Genomic DNA, 18,301 nt, shown 5'->3' with positions numbered 1-18,301 from the left:
GGACAGCGGGGCACACGCCCCCGTAAGGGTTAGGAGGATATCGAGTCGCTGACGGTTCCACCCAAAAGAAAGTAAAGCCAGAACACTACGGTACGTGTGGATGCCGTCTACTGAGCGTCTCTGCGCTTGAGGAGGACGTACCCGCCGGCGACCGCGGCGACCACCCAGAGCGCCATGATCCCGAGCCCGCCCCAGGGCCCGTAGGGAGCGTCGTCACCCACCCTGGGCACCACCTGCATGATCCGGCTGCCCGCCTGGTCCGGCAGGAACCGGCCGATCTTCTTCGTGGCGTCCACATTGCCGAGGACGTTGGAGATCAGGAAGAAGAACGGCATCAGGATGCCGAGCGACAGCATCGGGGAGCGCAGCATCGCGGCGACTCCCATGGAGAACACCACGATCAGCGTCATGTACAGCCCGCCGCCGAGCACCGCCCGCAGCACCCCGGGGTCGCCGAGCCGCGCCCGGTGGGAGCCGAGCATCGCCTGACCGAGGAGGAACGCGGCGAAGCTCGTGGCCATGCCGACCACCAGCGCGAGCCCGGTGGCCACCGCGATCTTGCTGAACAGGAAGGTGGCGCGCTGCGGAACGGCCGCCAGCGAGACCCGGATCATGCCGGTGCTGTACTCGTTCGAGACGACCAGCACCCCGAACACGATCAGCGCGAGCTGGCCGAGGGTCATGCCCGCGAAGGACACGAAGGTCGGATCGAACGACAGCCGCTGCCGCGCCGGCATCGAGTCGAACTGGCTCCGCGTCAGCCCGGCGATCAGCATCCCGAGGGCGACGGTGACGACCCCGGCCAGCGACAGCGTCCACACCGTGGAGGCCACCGACCGGATCTTGGTCCACTCGGAGCGGATCACCCGCACGGCCGTCATCACTCGGCCCCCTTCCAGCCGGCCCCCCAGGCCTGCGGCGCGGGATCCGGGCCGGTGTGCGCGTGGTACTCCACCGCCTGGGCCGTCAGCTGCATGAACGCCTCCTCCAGCGAGGCCTGCCGCGGGCTCAGCTCGTGCAGCACGATCCCGTACCGCGCCGCCAGCTCGCCGATCCGCCCGGCCTTGTCGCCCTCCACCTCCAGCGCGCCCGCGCCCGCCTCCACGACGGTGATCCCGTCCTCGTGCAGCACATCGAGCAGCCGCTCGCGCTGCGGCGACCGGATCCGGACGTACGACCGCGCGTTCTGCCGGATGAAGTCCGCCATGGAGGTGTCCGCGAGCAGCCGTCCCTGTCCGATGACCACCAGGTGGTCGGCGGTCAGCGCCATCTCGCTCATCAGATGGCTCGACACGAACACCGTCCGCCCCTGCGCGGCCAGCGATTTCATCAGGTTCCGGATCCAGTGGATGCCCTCGGGGTCCAGTCCGTTCACCGGCTCGTCGAACATCAGGATCCGTGGGTCCCCGAGCAGGGCCGCGGCGATCCCCAGCCGCTGGCCCATGCCCAGCGAGAACCCCTTGGCCTTCTTCCGCGCCACGGCGGTGAGCCCGACGGTGTCCAGCACCTCGGCCACCCGGCGCTCCGGGACGCCGTTGCTCTGCGCGAGGCACAGCAGATGGTGGTAGGCGCTGCGCCCGCCGTGCACGGCCTTGGCGTCCAGCAGCGCGCCGATGCGGGTCAGCGGGTCCTTCAGCCGCCGGTAGTGCACGCCGTCGACGCGCACGTCGCCGGCGGTGGGGTGATCGAGCCCGAGGATCATCCGCATGGTCGTGGACTTCCCGGCACCGTTGGGGCCGAGGAAACCGGTGACGATGCCGGGTCTGACCGAGAAGGTGAGGTCGTCGACCGCCACCTTCTCGCCGTACCGCTTGGTCAGCCCCGCCAGTTCGATCATGCGGCCACGCTATGACCGGCTCCGGACCTCTGCCACTTGAGAGGCGGGTGGGCACGCCGAAAGGGGCGGGGGGACCAGGTCCCTCCGCCCCTGAAGGCGTCGACGTGCCGTACGGCCTACCGGGACTGCTGCGCCGGCACCCCGCGGGAAATGGGCTCGTCGTCGGTGGTCGTGCCCGCGGCGGCGACCGCCGCGCCGGTCAGCGTGGCCAGCATCTCGCGGACGTTGGTCAGCTGCGCGTTGATGCTGTCGCGGCGGTTGGTGAGCGCCGCCAGCTCGCGCTCGGATTCCGAACGGATCCGGTCGGCCTTGGCGTTGGCGTCGGCCACGATGTCCTCGGCCTGGCGCTGGGCCGTCTCCACCGTCTGGCGGGCGCGGCGCTCGGCGTCCGTGCGCAGCTTCTCCGCCTCCAGACGCAGCTGCTCGGCGCGGTGCTCGATCTCCGCCAGCCGCTTCTCGGCCTTCTGCTGACGCGAGGCCAGGTCGCGCTCGGACTGCTCGCGACGCTTGGCGAGGTTCGTCTCGAAGTCGGCGGCGGCCTGCGCGGCCTTGGCACGGGTCTCCTCGAAGAGGGCGTCCGCCTCCTCGCGCTTGGACTGCGCGTCCTTCTGCGCCTCGGCACGCAGCTGGGAGGCGTCGGCCTTGGCCTTCTCGACGATCCGGACGCCCTCGTCCTCGGCCTTGGCCTTGCGCTCCGCGGCGTAGGTCTCGGCGTCGTTGCGGACCTGCTGGGCCGCCGACTCGGCGAGGTCGCGGTGCTGTTCGGCCGCCCGCCGGGCCTCCTCACGGAGCTCCTTGGCCTCTTCCTCGGCCAGGCGCAGGATCTTCTCGACCCGCGCGCCGAGACCCGCGTACGACGGCTCGGCGTCGGTGACCTGGGCCTGGGCGTTCTGCGTCTCGAGGTGCAGTTCCTCGATGCGCTTCTCCAGGGCGGTGATGCGGGCGAGAGCGCTGTCACGGTCGGAGACGAGCTTGGAGATACGTTCGTCCACCTGAGCGCGGTCGTACCCACGCCGCACAAGCTCGAAGCCGTAGGGGGAAGTGTCGCTCATGGGGTTCCTGTCGAATGAGACCGGTGAGGTGATAGGGGAATCCTAGGGGCCGAAGCGGTGTGTCATCGAGCGGATACGGTTTTGATCTGGAGAATGGCACCACTTTTGAGTGGCTGACCGCAGGACGGCTTGCCAATGAGTGGGGCAAAGCCCCCAGAAGACACCGGAACGTACCCCGAGCGCTAGCCCTCTGACGACTTGCCACCCGATCGGGGGGCACCGATCGTCGCACCGGCCTTGACCCCGCCCTCCTTGCCGGCCGCCGGGGCCTCGAAGGATTCGAGCGCCTCCAGCACGTCCTGGACCCGGGAGATCTCGGCGTTGATGTCCTCGCGCCGGCGCACCAGGATCTCCAGCTCGCGCTTGCCCTCCTCGACCGTGCGCCGCGCCTCGCGGATCGCCTCGGCCTTCAGCTCCTCGGCCTCCTTGACGAGGCTGGCCTTCTTCTGCTCGGCCTCCTTGAGCAGCCCCTCCGCCTTCTTGACGGCGGCGATGCGCACCTTGCCCGCCTCGGAGTTGGCGTCCGAGACCAGCTCCTTGGCCTTCGCCTCCGCCTTGGCCAGCTGCTCCTCGGCGGCCTGGATGAGCGCGTCACAGCGGTCGCCGGTGGACTTCATCGTCTCGGCGGCCTCGCGCCGCGCCCGCTCGTGCAGCTCCTCGATCTCGGTGGTGATGCGGTCGCGCAGCTCCTGCGCCCGCTCCCTGATCGCGGTGGCGTCCCGGCGGGCACCGACCAGCAGCTCGTCGGCGTCCGTGCGGGCCTTCTCCACCGCGGTGTTGCCCTCGATGGTCGCCTCGGAGACGATCCGCTCGGCCTCGCTGCGCGCCGCGCCGACCATCGCGTCGGCCTGCGACTCCGCGTCCGCGGTGGTCTTCAGCGCCTGCTGCTGGGCCTCGGTGAGCAGCTTGTCCGCTTCCGCCGTGGTCTCGGTGATGAGCGTGTCGACCTGCTCGGCCGCCTCCGAGCGCCGCTTGTTGGCGTCCTTGCGGGCCTCGTCCAGGGTCCGCTCGGCCTCCTCGCGCGCGGAGTTGACGAGCCGTTCCGCCGTGGCCTCCGCGTCCGCCTTCAGCTGCTCGGCGTCCGCCCGCACCCGCTCGGCGTGCTGCTGCGCCGAACCGACGGTCTCGGCGGCCTCGGCCCGCAGCCGCTCGGCCTCGCCGGTGGCGTCCCCGATGAGCTGCTCGGCGTTCGCCAGCGCCTCCGCGCGCACCCGGTCCGCCTCGGCCAGAGCCTCGGTGCGCACCCGCTCGGCCTCGGCCACGGTCTCCGTCTGCAGCCGCTCGGCCTCGGCCACGGTCTCCGTCTGCAGCCGCTCGGCCTCGGTCAGCGCCTCGGTGCGCACCCGGTCGGCCTCCGCGAGCGTCTCGGTCGTGAGCCGCTCCGCCTCGTTGCTCGCCTCGGTGATGAGGGTGTCCGCCTGGGTCGCCGCGTCCGAACGGATCCGGTTGGCGTCCTCGCGGGCGTCCGCCCGGGTGCGGGCCGCCGCCTGGTCGGCCTCGGCGAGCGCGTCCGACGCCTCGGTGCGCACCCGCTGGGCGTAGTCGGACGCGTCCGAGCGCAGCCGCTCGGCCTCCGCCATCGCCTCCGTGACCGTACGCTCGGCCAGCGCCTTGGCGGCCTCCGACTCCTCGTGCGCGGCGCGCCGGACCCGGCCGGCGTCCTCGCTCGCCCGCTCCCGCTCGGCGTAGGCGTCGGCGCGGACCCGGTCCGCCTCCTCCTCGGCCTCCCGCTTCGTACGGTCCGCGGCGTGCTCGGCGGCCGAGCGCAGCCCGGTGATCTCCTCCTGCGCCTGCTCGTGCAGCCCGGCGACGGAGTCCCGCACCTGCTGGGCGTGCTGCTCGGCGGCGGCCACCATCTCGGTGGCGCGCCGGTCGGCCTCCTCCACCAGGCGGGTCGCCTCGGCCTGCGCCTCCTCGACCCGCCTGCGGGCGGAGGCCAGCAGCTCCTCGCTCTGCTCGCGGGCCCGCCGGCGTTCCTCGTCGGCCTCGTCGCGGGCCGCACCGAGGAGTTCCTCGGCCTCGCGGCGGCGCCGGGCGGCCTCCTCCTGGGCGGCGGCCAGCGTCTCGGACGCCTCCGTGGCGAGCCGCTCGGCGGCGGCCTGCGCCTCCGCGCGCACCCGGTCCGCGGTGTCCTGCGCCTCCGCCTTCAGCCGCTCGGCCTCGGCGGCGGCCTCGGAGCGCAGCCGTACGGCGACGGCCTCGCCCTCGGCGCGGGAGGCGGACGCGTCGGCCGCGGCCTCGGTCCGCAGCCGGTCCGCCTCGGTCTCGGCCTGCTGCTGGAGCGTACGGATCCGTTCCGCCGACTCCGTGCGCAGCCGCTCGGCCTCCTCGGCGGCCTCCCGGCGGATCCGGGCGGCCTCCTCGCGGGCGTCCGTCAGGGCCTGCTCGGCCGACGCGAGCCGCTCCTGCGCCTCCGTCTGCAGCCGTGTCAGCTCCTCGGCGGCCTCGGTGCGGCGCGCCTCGATGATCCGCTCGGTCTCCTCGCGCAGCTCGCGCGCGGCGGTCTCGGCGTCCGTCCGGACCGTCTCGACCTGCTCGTCGGCCTCGGCGCGCAGCCGTTCGGCCTCCTTGCGGGCGCGGTCCAGGGTCTCGTCCGCCTGCCGGCGCAGGCCGGTGGCCCGCTCGATGGCCTCGGTGCGGACCCTCTCGCTGTCGGCGGTCGCGGTCTGCCGCAGCTCGTCGGCGTCCGCCTTGGCCTTGGCCAGCAGCTCCTCGGCGGACCTGGCCGCCTCCTCGATCTGCGCGACCGCCTCCCGGCGGGCCTCCGCACGGATCGACTCGCCCTCGGCGACCGCGTCGGCGCGCAGCTGCTCGGCCTCGCCGCGCAGCCGGCGGGCCTCCTCCTGCAGCTCGACCGTCTTGGCGCGGTACTCCTTGGTGTCGTCCTTCGCCGCGCCCTTGAGCTGCTCGGCGATGTCGTGCGCCTCGGCGCGCAGCCGGTCCGCCTCGGCCTCGGCCTCCGTACGGATCCGCTCGGCCTCCTCGGCGGCGGCCCTGGTGGTCCGCTTGGCTTCCTCGGACGCCTTGTTGAGCACGTCCTCGGCGGTCTTGGCCGCCTTCGACAGCTGGGTCGCGCTCTCCTCGGCGGTGACCGTCCGGGCCTTCTCGGAGGCCTCCGCGAGGATCTTCTCGGCCTCGGCACGGGCGTCCGCGACCAGCTGCTCGGCATCGGACCTGGTCTGCTCGGCCTCCTTGGTGGCCTCCTCGACCAGCCGGGCGACCTGCTCCTTCGCCGTGCGCGTACGCGTCTCGTTGGCGGCCTCGGCGCCGGCGAGCGCCTTGGCGGCGGCCTCCTTGGCCTCCGTCTGCAGCTTCTCGGCCTCGGCCTGCGCCTTGCGCAGCGCCTCCTCGGCCGCCGCCATCCGCTCCTCGGCGGCCCGGCTCAGCTCGGCGGCCTGCCGGCGCGCGGCGTCCGACTCGGTGACAGTGGCGGTGCGCAGCTGCTCGGCGTGGTCGGTGGCCTCCTGGGCCTGCGTGGAGGCCGCGTTCAGCAGGCGCTCGGCGTCCGTGCGGGCGCGGCGCAGGAGCTGCTCGGCCTCCGCGCGGGCCGCCTCGGCGTCGCTCTGCAGCCGCTCCCGGGCCTCCCGGGTCAGCCGCTCGGCCTCCGCGCGGGCGGCGGCCATCGCCTGCTCGGTCTCGGCGCGGGACTCCTCCAGCAGCCGACGGGCCTGCTGCTCGGTGCGGGCGCGCAGCTGCTCCGCCCAGGCCACGTTCTCGTTGACGTGCGACTCGACGGTGGCGCGGCGCTCGGCCAGCTCCTGGTCCAGCTGCTGGCGCCGGGTCACCGCCTCCTGGTGCAGCTCCGCCTGGAGCCGGGCGGCCTGCTCGGCGTGCTCCTGCAGGATGCGCTGGGTCTGCGCGCGGGCCTGGCTGAGCTCCCGTTCGGCGTCCTGACGCAGCTGGTCGGCCTGCATCTGGGCATTACGGAGCAACTGCTCGGCCTGATAGCCGATGTCGCCGCCGTCGAAGGCGGGCCTGGTCATCAAGGTGCGGCGCGCCTCGTGCAGCTTGGCGCGCAGCACCTCGACCTGGTAGCCGAGGTCCTCGGCGTGCTGGATCGCCTTCTCCCGCTCGGTCCTCAGCCGCTTCATCTCGGCCTCGAACCGAGAGAGGTGGTCGACGTCAGCCGCCGGCTCTCGCTCCTGGCTCTCGTAGCCCCGCACTGCGCGGTCCCATCCGTCCCCTGGTCAGCTTCTCCAACGAGCCTCGTCCTCCGCCGAACGGGGCCCCCGGGGAATGGTGTCAGATCAACGGCGGAGCACGGGCTGCTGCCCCGACGCTCGTCCCCCGAAACCCGGACCCCGGCATGCGGTCGCCCCGGTTGAAAGGACGACCGCCCCCAACCCTACCGGCCCATATGTACGGGGGTCAGTGCTCGGGCGACTCAACAGGGGCGGAAGTGACCAGTTCTGTCAGGACACCGTGGCAGTCCTTGGGGTGCAGGAAGGTGATCCGCGAGCCCATCGAGCCGCGCCGGGGCTCGTCGTACAGCACGCGTACGCCCTTGTCCCGGATCGCCGCCGAGTCGGTGTCCACGTCCGCCGTGCCGAAGGCGATGTGGTGGACGCCCTCCCCGTTCTTCGCGAGCCACTTGGCGACCGTGGAGTCCTCGCGGGTCGGCTCCAGCAGCTGGAGGTAGGAGGCGCCGCCGTCCGAGGTCTCGTTGATCTTGAGCATGGCCTCGCGCACGCCCTGCTCCTCGTTGACCTCGGTGTGGAACACCTCGAAGCCGTACGTGGCCCGGTAGAACTCGACGGTCGCGTCGAGGTCGTGACAGGCGATCCCGATGTGGTCGATTCGCGTCAGCATGGATTCAGTGCAGCGCTCCTCGCCTGGTTACGCAACGTGCGCGCGATCACACCGTAAGGCCGATGACGGCGTGCTCTACCGCTCAGTACATTCGAAGTAAACCCTCGTTCACTCCTCGGCCTGTGCAGGCCGGTAAGGGGATCGCAGCTCATGCCTTCTGGAACGACCAGCTCGGTGATCGTCGCGGGCGCGCGCACGCCCATGGGACGACTGCTGGGCTCCCTCAAGTCCTTCTCCGGCGCCGACCTGGGCGGCTTCGCGATCAAGGCCGCCCTCGACCGTGCGGGGATCGGCGGCGACCAGGTGCAGTACGTGATCATGGGCCAGGTGCTGCAGGCCGGCGCCGGCCAGATCCCGGCCCGGCAGGCCGCCGTGAAGGCCGGCATCCCGATGAACGTCCCGGCGCTCACCATCAACAAGGTGTGTCTGTCCGGCCTGGACGCCATCGCGCTCGCCGACCAGCTGATCCGCGCCGGCGAGTTCGACATCGTCGTGGCCGGCGGCCAGGAGTCCATGACCAACGCCCCGCACCTGCTGCCGAAGTCCCGCGAGGGCTTCAAGTACGGCGCGGTCCAGATGCTCGACGCCATGGCCCACGACGGTCTGACCGACTCCTTCGAGGGCATCGCCATGGGCGAGTCCACGGAGAAGCACAACACCCGCCTGGGCATCGCCCGCCCCGAGCAGGACGAGATCGCCGCCCTGTCCCACCAGCGGGCCGCCGCCGCGCAGAAGAACGGCCTGTTCGAGGCCGAGATCACCCCCGTGGAGATCCCGCAGCGCAAGGGCGACCCGGTGCTCTTCAGCAAGGACGAGGGCATCCGCGGCGACACCACGGCCGAGTCGCTGGGCAAGCTGCGACCTGCGTTCTCCCGCGAGGGCACGATCACCGCGGGCTCCTCCTCGCAGATCTCGGACGGTGCGGCGGCCGTGGTCGTGATGAGCAAGGCCAAGGCCGAGGAGCTGGGCCTGCACTGGCTCGCCGAGATCGGCGCGCACGGCAACGTGGCGGGGCCGGACAACTCCCTGCAGTCCCAGCCGTCCAACGCCATCCAGCACGCCCTGAAGAAGGAGGGCCTGGAGGTCTCCGACCTCGACCTCATCGAGATCAACGAGGCCTTCGCCGCCGTCGCCGTGCAGTCAATGAAGGACCTCGGCGTGTCCACCGAAAAGGTGAACGTGAACGGTGGTGCGATCGCCCTGGGTCACCCGATCGGCATGTCCGGCGCCCGTCTCGTGCTCCACTTGGCGCTCGAACTCAAGCGCCGCGGCGGCGGTGTCGGCGCGGCCGCGCTGTGCGGTGGCGGCGGCCAGGGTGACGCACTCATCGTGCGGGTGCCGAAGGCCTGACCTCCCTGTACGTCGTTGACGGTACGTCGCAGAAGTGAACGGAGCTGTTTGATGCAGGACGTCTCCTCTCTGGTGGCCCTGGCCAGGGAAGGCCGGCCGCGCGCCGTGGCCCGGCTGATCTCCCTCGTGGAGGGGGCGTCCCCGCAGCTCAGGGAGGTCATGGCGGCGCTGGCCCCGCTGACCGGCAACGCCTACGTGGTGGGCCTGACGGGTTCCCCGGGTGTCGGCAAGTCGACCTCCACCTCCGCGCTTGTCACGGCGTACCGCAAACAGGGCAAACGGGTCGGCGTCCTGGCCGTCGATCCGTCCTCGCCGTTCTCGGGCGGCGCCCTGCTCGGCGACCGCGTCCGTATGTCGGAGCACGCCTCCGACCCCGGCGTCTACATCCGCTCCATGGCCACCCGGGGCCACCTGGGCGGCCTCGCCTGGGCCGCGCCGCAGGCGATCCGCGTCCTCGACGCGGCCGGCTGCGACGTGATCCTGGTCGAGACCGTCGGCGTCGGCCAGTCGGAGGTCGAGATCGCCTCCCAGGCGGACACGAGTGTGGTGCTGCTGGCCCCCGGCATGGGCGACGGCATCCAGGCGGCGAAGGCGGGCATCCTGGAGATCGGCGACGTGTACGTCGTCAACAAGGCGGACCGGGACGGCGCCGACGCCACCGCCCGCGAGCTGAACCACATGCTGGGCCTCGGCGAGTCCCGCGGCCCCGGCGACTGGCGGCCGCCGATCGTGAAGACGGTCGCGGCCCGCGCCGAGGGCGTCGACGAGGTCGTCGAGGCCCTGGAGAAGCACCGCGCGTGGATGGAGGAGCACGGCGTGCTCGCCGAGCGCCGCGCGGCCCGCGCGGCCCGCGAGGTGGAGACCATCGCCGTCACCGCACTGCGCGAACGCATCGGCGACCTGCACGGAGACCGCCGCCTCAGCGCCCTCGCGGAGCGCATCGTCGCGGGCGAACTGGACCCGTACCGCGCGGCGGACGAGCTGGTCGCGGGACTGACGGAGGGCTGAGGGCTGCCGACGCGCCGATCATGCTGCTAGGTTGACCGGCATGTTCCTCTTCATGGCGTAGAGCACGCACCGGACCGCGGGGCCTGACACACGGCCGCCGCGTCCCTCGGCGTCCGCTCTTCCGCCTCCCACAGAGGAACCTTCAGCGTGTCCACGCACCCTTCGCCAGGGCCCAGGCCCTCGTACGCCGCCGTCCTGCGCGTCCCGCACGCGCGCCGCACCTTCGCCGCCGCCCTGCTCGGCAGACTGTCGTACGGCGTCGTCCCGCTGGCCCTGATGCTCGCCGTGACCCGGGCCCGCGGTTCGTACGCCGTGGCGGGCACCGTCATGGCCCTGTTCTCCGCCACCAGCGTCTTCCTGTCGCCGGCCCGGGCGGCGCTCATCGACCGGTACGGGCCGCGGCGGGCGCTCGTGCCGATGGCCGCGGCCCACACCGCGCTCCTGGTGCTGCTGGCCGTGCTGCTCTGGCGCCCGGGCGCCGTCCCGCCGCTGGTCCTCGGTGCCGTGACGGCCGCCGCCGGGACCTGTACGCCGCCGCTCGGGCCCACCATGCGGGCCGTGTGGGGGCGGCTCGCCCCGGACCGGGCGCTGCTGCAGCGCGCCTACAGCCTCGACGGCGTCGCCGAGGAACTGCTGTTCGTGTCGGGGCCCCTGCTGGTCGGCGGGGTCGTCGGGTTCGCTCCGCCGGCCGTGGGCGTCCTCGCCGGGGCGGCGCTGATGGCGGTGGGGACGGCGGGGTTCGTGTCGTCTCCCGCGGTGCGGGCGGTACCGGCCGGCGAGCGCACACCGGACCGGCCCCCGGCCGGGCGACGGGTGCTGCGGGGGCTGGGGCGGCCGGTGGCCGCCGCCGCGGGGGTCGGACTCGCGCTGGGCGTGGTCGAGCTGCTGGTGGTCGCCTTCGCCCAGGCACACGGCCGTGACGGCGGCGCGGCCTGGGTGCTCGCCGCCCTGTCCGCCGGGAGCGCCGTCGGCGGGCTGCTCAACGGGGCCGTCGCGTGGCGGGCCGCCGCCGGGACGCGACTGCCCCTGCAGGCGGCCGGACTCGGACTGGTGCTGTGCGCCGCCGGGCTGGCGACCGGGGTGGGCACGCTCGCCCTGGCGGTGGCGGCCGGGGGACTGTTCGTCTCCCCGCTGATCACCACCGCGTACCTCATCGCCGACGAGGCCGCGGCGCCCGGGGCCCGGGTCCGGGCCGGGGCGTGGGTCAACACGGCCGTCAACGCGGGGGGCACGGCGGGTGCCGCGGTCGCCGGGGTGCTGGTCGGGTGGCTGCCACCGGGGCCGTGCTTCGCGGTGACCGGTGGGGTGATGCTGCTGACGGCGCTGGCCGTGGCGCGGGGCACGGCCAGCGCGAGGGGCACGGAACGCGCCGTCCCCCAGGAGTGAGGGCCCGTGCCGGCCGTCGCCGCCCCGCCGGGTGATGCCCGGCGGGGCGGCGACGGTGCGGTGCCGGGCAGGTGATGGCCGCCGTCAGCTCCGCTGGCGCCGGACGCCCGCGGTCACGGGCGTCCGCGCTGGCCGCGCAGATGCTCGGCGATCGGCTTGAGTGCCTTGTCCAGCTCTATCAGTGCCTCCGGTGACAGCAGATCGATGAAGTGCCGCCGCACGGACGCCACATGGTGCGGGGCCACCTTCTTCATCGTCTCCATACCGTGCTCGGTCAGTACGGCGTACAGCCCGCGCCGGTCCGACTCGCAGTTCTCGCGGCGCACCAGGTTCGCGTTCTCCATCCGTGTGATCTGGTGCGAGAGCCGGCTCTTGGACTGCAGGGTCGCGGAGGCGAGATCGCTCATCCGCATCCGTACGTCGTCCGATTCGGACAGATTGACGAGGATCTCGTAGTCGTTCATCGTCAGGCCGAACGGCTGCAGATCCTTCTCCAGCTGGTACGTCAACAGCCTGTTGACCTCCAGGTGGGTGCGCCAGGCGCACTGCTCCGCATCGGTCAGCCAGCGCGTGGCCGTCTCGGTCTCCATGAATGAAGTCTACCTAAGAAGTTGAATGACGAACTACTTCGGGTGGTGTGACAGTGCGCACGCGTTCGACGTCACACTCCGCAGACTACCGCTCACAGCCCGAAGCGACGCTGGAGGTCCCCCAGCTGTCCGGGAAGGCGCGGTGGGCCCGATGGTTGCGGACCGTGTCCGAACGCTCCCGTTCCGCCACCGCCGGGCACCCCCGGTTCGGACGGGACGACCCCCGTCGCCGCCTCACCCATGAGGGTCTCCGTCGACTGCAGCAGGACCGTTCCGGCACCCACGAACTCGAACTGGTGCTCCTCCCCGGACACCCCGCCGAGGCCCGTCATCGCACGTAGACCGCCCAGCACACCCGTCAGATAGCCGTGGTCGTAGTGATGGCACGGGGACGGGCAGTCGGCCCACCCGACGAGCGCCTGCGGGTCGACCCGGATCGGAGGTTCCATGAACACCACCGGCCCGTTAGATGCGGCCACAAACTTTCCGGTTCCGATAAGGGTCAGAAAACCCGGCACGATCGATTGCTTGAGCGCGAGACTTGGCTGAAAAGCGAGCAGGTTGCCCGCGCGAATGGTCAAGTTCCCGTCGTCCAGGTCATAGGAGTTGACGTCGAAGGCCCGGTCGGCCAGCAGCATCTTGCCGGAGCCCGACGCCACGACCCAGTCGCTCGCGTGCAGTGGCGAATGGAACGAGGTACGGACAAGTCGGTCGAGTCGGCCGTGTCCGATGCCGTTGAACTCGATCGCCCCGTAGTAGGCGATCATCTTCCCCTTCTGCAGGAACCACTCCCCGCTCTTGAGCTCGACGCAGAACGTGTACGCGTTCACGTTGTCGTCGACGGGCAGCGTCATCGGGTCGTACACCACCGGGCCGCCGGGGGTGCCGTACATGCCTCCGTGCGCGCTCACAGCTTCTCCTCCGAGGCCTGGACGTACACCGTGCCGCTGCCGCTCAGCTCCAGCTGGAAGGCCTCTCCGGAGCCGCGGCCCACCATCTCGCGCCAGCCGATCGCGGTGGACAGCTTGTTGCGGACCTCGCCGTGGTGGGCGACGTACGCCTGCGGGTCGACGTGGACCGGCCGCTGGGGGGTGATCGGGATCTCGAAGACGCCGCCGTGCGCCATCACGGCGACGGAGCCCTGGCCCTGCAGGGTCGTGGTGAACAGCCCCTGCCCGGTGACCTGGCCCCGGACCAGGCCCATCACCCCGCCCTGCGAGCCCATGAACATCGTGCCCTGCCGGAGCGTGCCCTCGAAGGCGAGCAGACGGTCGGCCTCCACGTAGAGGGTGTCGCCGGTGAGGTGGATGACATGGACGTGGTGGCCGCCGTGCCCGAAGAAGACGGTCCCGCTGCCCTCGACGGTCATCAGCGGGGTCGCCTCGCCCGTCACCCGGCGCCCGACCATCGACATCAGCCCGCCCTGGCCGCCCTGCAGGTTCGGCGTGAAGGACACCTCCCCCTGGTAGGCGAGCATCGCGCCGCGCTGGCTGAACAGCCGCTGGCCGGGCAGCACGGTCGCCTCGACCATCTTGGAGTTGACCTCTCGGAAGGCCATGACTACAGATCCCCCGCGATCGTGTTCCGCTCGCTCGGCTGCACGTACACCAGTCCGTCGCCCTCGAAGCGGATCTGGAAGGCCTCGCCGCCGCCCTCACCGAGGAACGTGCGGAACGTCACGCCCGACTGGAAGGACTGCCGGACGTCGCCCTGGTGGGCTATGTAGGCGCCCGGGTCGACGATCAGCGGGTACTGCGGGGCGACCCGGAGCGCGACCGCCGGCCCGTCGGACATGATCGCGGCCTGCCCGTGGCCCTCCACGGTCGTCGTGAACAGCCCGTTGCCCTGCGAGGCGCCGCGCAGCCCGGTGAACGTCGTACCGGTGCGCAGCCCCGCGTCCGTCGCGAGCAGGTTGCTCGACTCCACGTACAGCTTGTCGCCCTGGAGGCCGACCAGGTTGATCTCCGAGGCCCGGTCCGCGAACCAGCAGGTGCCGTGCCCCTTCACCTCCATCACCGCCATCTGCTCGCCGGTGAGCCGCCGCGTCACCATGCCGCGCAGTCCTTCCCCGCCACCGCTCAGCTTCTTGAAGCTCATCTCCCCGTCGTACGCGACCATCGAGCCGTTCTTCGCCTTCACCGTGTCCCCCGTCATGTCGACGGCGAGCACCTTGCTTCCCTGCAGTCGGAACATCGCCACGGAGTGAAAGTAGCGGCGCCTCGGGTGGACGGAACAGGTCCCCCGGAGGGACACGGACCCTGAGCGCACCCTCACGGGCGTCGTTTGCCACAATGGCGGGGCGTTTGTGCTTCCGTTCACAAAGCGGATCACGACGCGACCGCGCCGTCAGCGACTCTCCCACCGAAGGTGACCCGTGGACCTCAAGACAGCCTCCGCCATCCGCCGTCTCCGACTGATCTCCGTTCCGGAGGGCGTTTCCTGGATCATCCTCGCGACCTGCACCGTCATCAAGTACACGGTCGACAGCGGCTTCGACGTGGCGCCGGTGCTGGGTCCGATCCACGGCGTGCTGTTCGTCCTCTACGTGCTCTTCTGGGCGGACGCCTGGAACCGGACCAAGTGGGCCAAGGGCAAGGCCGCCCTCTACTTCGCGTACTCGGTCATCCCCGGCGGTGGCTTCATCATCGAGCGCGCGCTGCGCCGGGAGGCCGAGGACGCCGTCATCGCCGCCCGTGCCCGCAAGGAAGGAATCGTGAACGCATGATCGTCGCCTTCTCCGTGACGCCCCTGGGCGTCGGCGAGGACGTGGGGGAGTACGTCGCCGACGCCGTCCGCGTGGTCCGCGCGTCGGGCCTGCCCCATCGCACCGACGCGATGTTCACCAGCATCGAGGGCGAGTGGGACCAGGTCATGGACGTGGTCAGGCGCGCCGTCGCGGTGGTCGAGGAGCGGGCACCGCGCGTCTCCCTCGTCCTCAAGGCCGACATCCGTCCCGGGGTGACCGACGGGCTCACCTCCAAGGTGGAGACGGTCGAGCGGCATCTGGCCTAGGCGTCGGGCGTGGCCGGTGACGCGGTGAGTGCCATGCCCAGCGGTGTGCGTTCGTACAGCACCTGGTGCCCGTAGCGGCGGGCCGTCAGCAGGCCCGCGTCGCGCAGCACCGTCAGGTGCGCCGAGACCGACGACGGGGCCAGCCGCAGCCGGTGGGCCAGCGCCGACGTGGTCGCCGGTTCGTCCAGCGCGGCCAGGACCGCCGCCCGGTTGCGGCCCAGCAGCCGTACCAGCGCGTCCGCGGTCCCGGCGCCCGGCTCGGTCCACAGGCCCGCGATGCCGCGCGCCGGGTAGACCAGCGTGGGCTGCCACGGGGGCTCGAAACCCGTGATCACGTCGGGCCACGAGAACACGCTCGGCATCAGCACCAGGCCCTGGCCGTCGAGGTCGCGCGCGTGCTCGGTGTGCAGCGCGAGCGTCAGCGTACGACCGTCCCAGGACAGCCGGCTGTCCAGCTCCGGCAGCAGGGTGCCTAGCCCCACCTCGGCCAGGCGCCGCGAGTGGAAGGCCACGTCCGCCTCCAGCAGCGCCCGCAGCCGCGGCCAGTCCGGCGCGATCAGCACCTGCCAGGCCGCCTCCACGGCGTCCGCCAGCTCCTCGATCATCCGCACCGGGTCCGCGAGCCAGGCCCGGCCCCGCGGCGAGCGGAGCGCGCCCGGGGTGCAGGCCAGCGCCAGGGCGGTGTCCTCGCGGGCCGCTTCCGGGTCCGACGCCCGCACGGCCGCGATCTCCTCCTCGAAGGTGGCCGCCGGTCCGATCGGTGGTGCGCCGAGCCAGTCCGGTGAGTGACCGCGCCGGGGCATCAGCAGCCACAGCGGAGCCAGGTCGAGCCCGGCCGCCGCGTCCCTGATCCTGCGCAGCCAGGGCGCCTGGTAGGCGTGCCGGTCGGGGCGGTTCAGGGTGCGCACCGCCTCCTGCGTCTCCCACAGCGGCGAGATCGCGAACCGGCAGCGCAGGAAGTCGTCGTCGCCGAAGCGCAGCCGGGAGGGCACGGCCCACCTCCAGGGGAAGATTCGGCTGGAGCCGAAACTCTACGGCGTCCCGCCCGGACCCCGGCACGCTGCCCGGCATGTCCGCACCACCGCAGGCCGCCCCGGCGCCCGCCGGCTACGGCCGTGTCCTCGCCGTGCCCGAGTTCCGGGCCGTCTTCGCCGCCCATGTGCTGTCCATGCTCGGCGTGATCGTCAGCGAGATCGCGCTGTCCGTCCTCGTCTACGACCTCACCCGCTCGCCCCTGCTCAGCGCGCTCACCTTCGCGCTGGGCTTCTTGCCGTACGCCGTCGGCGGCACCCTGCTCGCCCCCGTCGCCGACCGCTTCCCGGCCCGGCGGGTGCTCGTCACCTGCGACCTGGTGTGCGCCGGCTGTGTGGCCGTGATGACCGCCCCGGGCGCCGGCATCGGGCCGCTCCTCGCGCTGCGCTGCGCCCTGGCCGTCGTCGCGCCGGTGTTCTCGGGCACCCGCATGGCCACCCTGGCCGACGTCCTCGGCGACGGCGAGCTGTTCGTGCTCGGCCGCTCCCTGCTGCGGATCGTCGCCCAGAGCACCCTGCTCGTCGGCTACGGCCTCGGCGGCCTGCTGCTCACGGCGGTCAGCCCGCGTCACGCCCTGCTGATCACCGTCGGCACCTTCCTCGCCTCCGCCGGGCTGCTGCGCTGCGGCACCCGGCACCGCCCCGCCCGCACCCGCCGGCGCACGGACACGCCGCCCGGCCTGCGCCCGCTGCTGGCCGACCGCCGGGTGCGCGTCCTGCTCCTGCTGTTCTGGATCCCGGCGGGGTTCTCGGTCGTCCCCGAGGCACTGGCGGCGCCGTACGCGGACGAGCTGGGCAGCGGCTCCGCGGGCCTCGGCCTGCTGATGTGCGCCCTGCCCGTCGGCACGGTGGCCGGCGAGCTGTTCGCCGGGGCCAGGCTCGCGCCCGTGGCCCGCGAACGCGTCGCGCTGCCCCTCCTGTGCCTGACGCTGCTGCCGTACCTCGGTTTCGCCCTGCGGCCCGGGCTCGCCGTCTCGCTGCTGCTCCTGCTGCTGTCCGGGGCCGGATCGGCGTACACCCTGGGCCTGGACCAGTGGTTCGTCCGGGCCGTGCCGCAGGAGCTGCGCGGACGGGCCATGACCGTGCTGAGCGCGGGCCTGATGACCGTCCAGGGCGTCGGCATGGCGATGGCCGGCGTGTCGGCGCAGGTGGCGGGCGTACGGACGGCGGTGGCGGTGGCCGGCGCGGCGGGCGTCCTGTGCTGCTGCGGTCTCGCCGCCGCGGCCCGGGCGACCGAAAGCCGAGACGGGGCTGACCGGCATATGACCGGCCGGTAGGGTCTGATGACGTGCCGAAGCCACTCAGCCTTCCCTTCGACCCCATCGCCCGTGCCGACGAGCTCTGGAAGCAGCGCTGGGGAAATGTGCCGTCCATGGCCGCGATCACCTCGATCATGCGGGCCCAGCAGATCCTGCTCGCCGAGGTGGACGCGGTGGTCAAGCCGTACGGACTGACGTTCGCGCGGTACGAGGCGCTGGTGCTGCTCACCTTCTCCAAGGCCGGCGAGCTGCCCATGTCCAAGATCGGTGAGCGGCTGATGGTGCATCCCACGTCCGTCACCAACACCGTCGACCGGCTGGTGAAGTCCGGGCTGGTGGCCAAGCGGCCGAATCCCAACGACGGGCGCGGCACCCTCGCCGTGATCACCGACAAGGGGCGCGAGGTGGTCGACGCGGCCACCCGCGACCTCATGGCCATGGACTTCGGGCTCGGGGTGTACGACGCGGAGGAGTGCGCGGAGATCTTCGCCATGCTGCGCCCGCTGCGGGTCGCGGCACGCGACTTCGACGAGGAGTGACCCCGGGCAAGATCTCCCGGAACGGGTGGTTACGCTCGACTCCATGAAGAAGAGCGTGCTGACCCGCTACCGCGTCATGGCCTATGTCACCGGTGTGCTGCTGGTCCTGCTGACCCTGGGCGTGATCGCCAAGTACGGGCTGCACATCGACGGTGCCGACACCTTCACCACCTTCGTCGGTATCGCCCACGGCTGGCTGTACGTCATCTACCTGATCTTCGCCTTCGACCTGGGGTCGAAGGCGAAGTGGCCCGTCGCCAAGCAGCTGTGGGTGCTGCTCGCCGGGACCGTCCCCACCGCCGCCTTCTTCGTCGAGCGGAAGGTCAGCCGCGAGCTGGAGGCCAGGACCGCCGACGCGGCACCGGCCGTCGCCAAGGCCTGAGCCCGGGTCCGAGCCCCGGCTCGACCGCCGTACGAGCGCCGTGCGG

The 18,301-nt window shown here is 72.2% G+C and carries 18 protein-coding genes; 8 read left to right on the top strand and 10 right to left on the bottom strand.

Annotated elements, in window-relative coordinates; genetic code table 11:
- Positions 1–107: 107 nt before the first annotated feature.
- The 5 genes from IE244_RS37455 to mce form a co-directional block, all read right to left on the bottom strand.
- Positions 108–881, bottom strand: a complete 774-nt coding sequence (locus IE244_RS37455) for an ABC transporter permease (protein WP_191878049.1) — start codon at positions 879–881, stop codon at positions 108–110.
- Positions 881–1,837, bottom strand: coding sequence for an ABC transporter ATP-binding protein (locus IE244_RS37450; RefSeq protein WP_191878048.1), 957 nt, complete (start codon positions 1,835–1,837; stop codon positions 881–883). The genes IE244_RS37455 and IE244_RS37450 overlap by 1 nt, the downstream gene beginning before the upstream one ends.
- Positions 1,838–1,953: 116 nt before the next feature.
- A complete protein-coding gene (locus IE244_RS37445) occupies positions 1,954–2,889 on the bottom strand; it encodes a coiled-coil domain-containing protein (RefSeq protein ID WP_031171865.1) in 936 nt (311 codons plus the stop codon).
- A gap of 182 nt (positions 2,890–3,071) precedes the next feature.
- Positions 3,072–7,052, bottom strand: coding sequence for a polarized growth protein Scy (gene scy, locus IE244_RS37440; protein ID WP_191878047.1), 3,981 nt, complete (start codon positions 7,050–7,052; stop codon positions 3,072–3,074).
- Positions 7,053–7,257: 205 nt separating this feature from the next.
- Positions 7,258–7,698, bottom strand: coding sequence for a methylmalonyl-CoA epimerase (gene mce / locus IE244_RS37435; RefSeq protein WP_191878046.1), 441 nt, complete (start codon positions 7,696–7,698; stop codon positions 7,258–7,260).
- Positions 7,699–7,848: 150 nt separating this feature from the next.
- Here mce and IE244_RS37430 point away from each other — a divergent pair, with 150 nt between their 5' ends.
- The 3 genes from IE244_RS37430 to IE244_RS37420 all read left to right on the top strand — a co-directional run bounded on the left by IE244_RS37430 (position 7,849) and on the right by IE244_RS37420 (position 11,442).
- Complete coding sequence (locus IE244_RS37430; protein WP_191878045.1) at positions 7,849–9,048, top strand: acetyl-CoA C-acetyltransferase; 1,200 nt, start codon at positions 7,849–7,851, stop codon at positions 9,046–9,048.
- A 51-nt stretch (positions 9,049–9,099) separates the two neighbouring features.
- On the top strand, positions 9,100–10,056 hold the full coding sequence (meaB, locus tag IE244_RS37425; protein ID WP_191878044.1) for a methylmalonyl Co-A mutase-associated GTPase MeaB: 957 nt from the start codon (positions 9,100–9,102) through the stop codon (positions 10,054–10,056).
- A 147-nt stretch (positions 10,057–10,203) separates the two neighbouring features.
- Positions 10,204–11,442 (top strand): MFS transporter, encoded by a 1,239-nt coding sequence (locus IE244_RS37420; protein WP_191878043.1) that lies wholly within the window; start codon positions 10,204–10,206, stop codon positions 11,440–11,442.
- A 113-nt stretch (positions 11,443–11,555) separates the two neighbouring features.
- Here IE244_RS37420 and IE244_RS37415 read toward each other — a convergent pair whose 3' ends face one another.
- The 4 genes from IE244_RS37415 to IE244_RS37400 all read right to left on the bottom strand — a co-directional run bounded on the left by IE244_RS37415 (position 11,556) and on the right by IE244_RS37400 (position 14,225).
- The gene (locus IE244_RS37415) at positions 11,556–12,032 is read right to left on the bottom strand and encodes a MarR family winged helix-turn-helix transcriptional regulator (RefSeq protein WP_031171854.1); all 477 of its coding nucleotides are present in this window, start codon (positions 12,030–12,032) and stop codon (positions 11,556–11,558) included.
- A 92-nt stretch (positions 12,033–12,124) separates the two neighbouring features.
- The gene (locus tag IE244_RS37410; protein WP_191878042.1) at positions 12,125–12,925 is read right to left on the bottom strand and encodes an AIM24 family protein; all 801 of its coding nucleotides are present in this window, start codon (positions 12,923–12,925) and stop codon (positions 12,125–12,127) included.
- Between the two features lie 14 nt (positions 12,926–12,939).
- Entirely contained in the window at positions 12,940–13,590 is a 651-nt protein-coding gene (locus IE244_RS37405) for an AIM24 family protein (RefSeq protein WP_191878041.1), read from the bottom strand.
- 2 nt (positions 13,591–13,592) lie between these two features.
- A complete protein-coding gene (locus IE244_RS37400; RefSeq protein ID WP_191878079.1) occupies positions 13,593–14,225 on the bottom strand; it encodes an AIM24 family protein in 633 nt (210 codons plus the stop codon).
- Between the two features lie 181 nt (positions 14,226–14,406).
- Between IE244_RS37400 and IE244_RS37395 the strand changes: the two genes are divergently transcribed.
- Complete coding sequence (locus tag IE244_RS37395; protein WP_191878040.1) at positions 14,407–14,757, top strand: DUF3817 domain-containing protein; 351 nt, start codon at positions 14,407–14,409, stop codon at positions 14,755–14,757.
- A complete protein-coding gene (locus tag IE244_RS37390) occupies positions 14,754–15,044 on the top strand; it encodes an MTH1187 family thiamine-binding protein (RefSeq protein ID WP_191878039.1) in 291 nt (96 codons plus the stop codon). Before IE244_RS37395 ends, IE244_RS37390 begins: the two co-directional genes overlap by 4 nt.
- Here the strand turns inward: IE244_RS37390 and IE244_RS37385 are convergent.
- Positions 15,041–16,036, bottom strand: a complete 996-nt coding sequence (locus IE244_RS37385) for an ArsR/SmtB family transcription factor (protein WP_191878038.1) — start codon at positions 16,034–16,036, stop codon at positions 15,041–15,043. The genes IE244_RS37390 and IE244_RS37385 overlap by 4 nt on opposite strands.
- Positions 16,037–16,113: 77 nt before the next feature.
- On the opposite strand from IE244_RS37385, the gene IE244_RS37380 reads away from it, so the two are divergent.
- The 3 genes from IE244_RS37380 to IE244_RS37370 are packed head-to-tail and all read left to right on the top strand — an operon-like array spanning position 16,114 to position 18,255.
- A complete protein-coding gene (locus IE244_RS37380; RefSeq protein ID WP_191878037.1) occupies positions 16,114–17,352 on the top strand; it encodes an MFS transporter in 1,239 nt (412 codons plus the stop codon).
- Positions 17,353–17,363: 11 nt separating this feature from the next.
- Entirely contained in the window at positions 17,364–17,873 is a 510-nt protein-coding gene (locus IE244_RS37375; protein ID WP_191878036.1) for a MarR family winged helix-turn-helix transcriptional regulator, read from the top strand.
- Positions 17,874–17,916: 43 nt separating this feature from the next.
- Positions 17,917–18,255 (top strand): DUF3817 domain-containing protein, encoded by a 339-nt coding sequence (locus IE244_RS37370; protein ID WP_191878035.1) that lies wholly within the window; start codon positions 17,917–17,919, stop codon positions 18,253–18,255.
- Positions 18,256–18,301: the final 46 nt, after the last annotated feature.

This window comes from Streptomyces filipinensis (assembly GCF_014649495.1).
GTDB classification, from domain to species: Bacteria; Actinomycetota; Actinomycetes; order Streptomycetales; family Streptomycetaceae; genus Streptomyces; species Streptomyces filipinensis.
Note: the sequence above shows the minus strand (reverse complement) of the source record. Positions and strands in the feature narration are given on the sequence as shown.

What these genes read in the sequence shown, in the direction of transcription:
- IE244_RS37380 (WP_191878037.1), top strand. Translation starts at nt 16,114, where the DNA reads ATGTCCGCACCACCGCAGGCCGCCCCGGCGCCCGCCGGCTACGGCCGT.
- IE244_RS37390 (WP_191878039.1), top strand. Translation starts at nt 14,754, where the DNA reads ATGATCGTCGCCTTCTCCGTGACGCCCCTGGGCGTCGGCGAGGACGTG.
- mce (WP_191878046.1), bottom strand. Translation starts at nt 7,698, where the DNA reads ATGCTGACGCGAATCGACCACATCGGGATCGCCTGTCACGACCTCGAC.
- IE244_RS37450 (WP_191878048.1), bottom strand. Translation starts at nt 1,837, where the DNA reads ATGATCGAACTGGCGGGGCTGACCAAGCGGTACGGCGAGAAGGTGGCG.
- IE244_RS37370 (WP_191878035.1), top strand. Translation starts at nt 17,917, where the DNA reads ATGAAGAAGAGCGTGCTGACCCGCTACCGCGTCATGGCCTATGTCACC.
- IE244_RS37455 (WP_191878049.1), bottom strand. Translation starts at nt 881, where the DNA reads ATGACGGCCGTGCGGGTGATCCGCTCCGAGTGGACCAAGATCCGGTCG.
- IE244_RS37400 (WP_191878079.1), bottom strand. Translation starts at nt 14,225, where the DNA reads ATGTTCCGACTGCAGGGAAGCAAGGTGCTCGCCGTCGACATGACGGGG.
- IE244_RS37430 (WP_191878045.1), top strand. Translation starts at nt 7,849, where the DNA reads ATGCCTTCTGGAACGACCAGCTCGGTGATCGTCGCGGGCGCGCGCACG.
- meaB (WP_191878044.1), top strand. Translation starts at nt 9,100, where the DNA reads ATGCAGGACGTCTCCTCTCTGGTGGCCCTGGCCAGGGAAGGCCGGCCG.
- IE244_RS37445 (WP_031171865.1), bottom strand. Translation starts at nt 2,889, where the DNA reads ATGAGCGACACTTCCCCCTACGGCTTCGAGCTTGTGCGGCGTGGGTAC.
- IE244_RS37415 (WP_031171854.1), bottom strand. Translation starts at nt 12,032, where the DNA reads ATGGAGACCGAGACGGCCACGCGCTGGCTGACCGATGCGGAGCAGTGC.
- IE244_RS37405 (WP_191878041.1), bottom strand. Translation starts at nt 13,590, where the DNA reads ATGGCCTTCCGAGAGGTCAACTCCAAGATGGTCGAGGCGACCGTGCTG.
- IE244_RS37410 (WP_191878042.1), bottom strand. Translation starts at nt 12,925, where the DNA reads ATGTACGGCACCCCCGGCGGCCCGGTGGTGTACGACCCGATGACGCTG.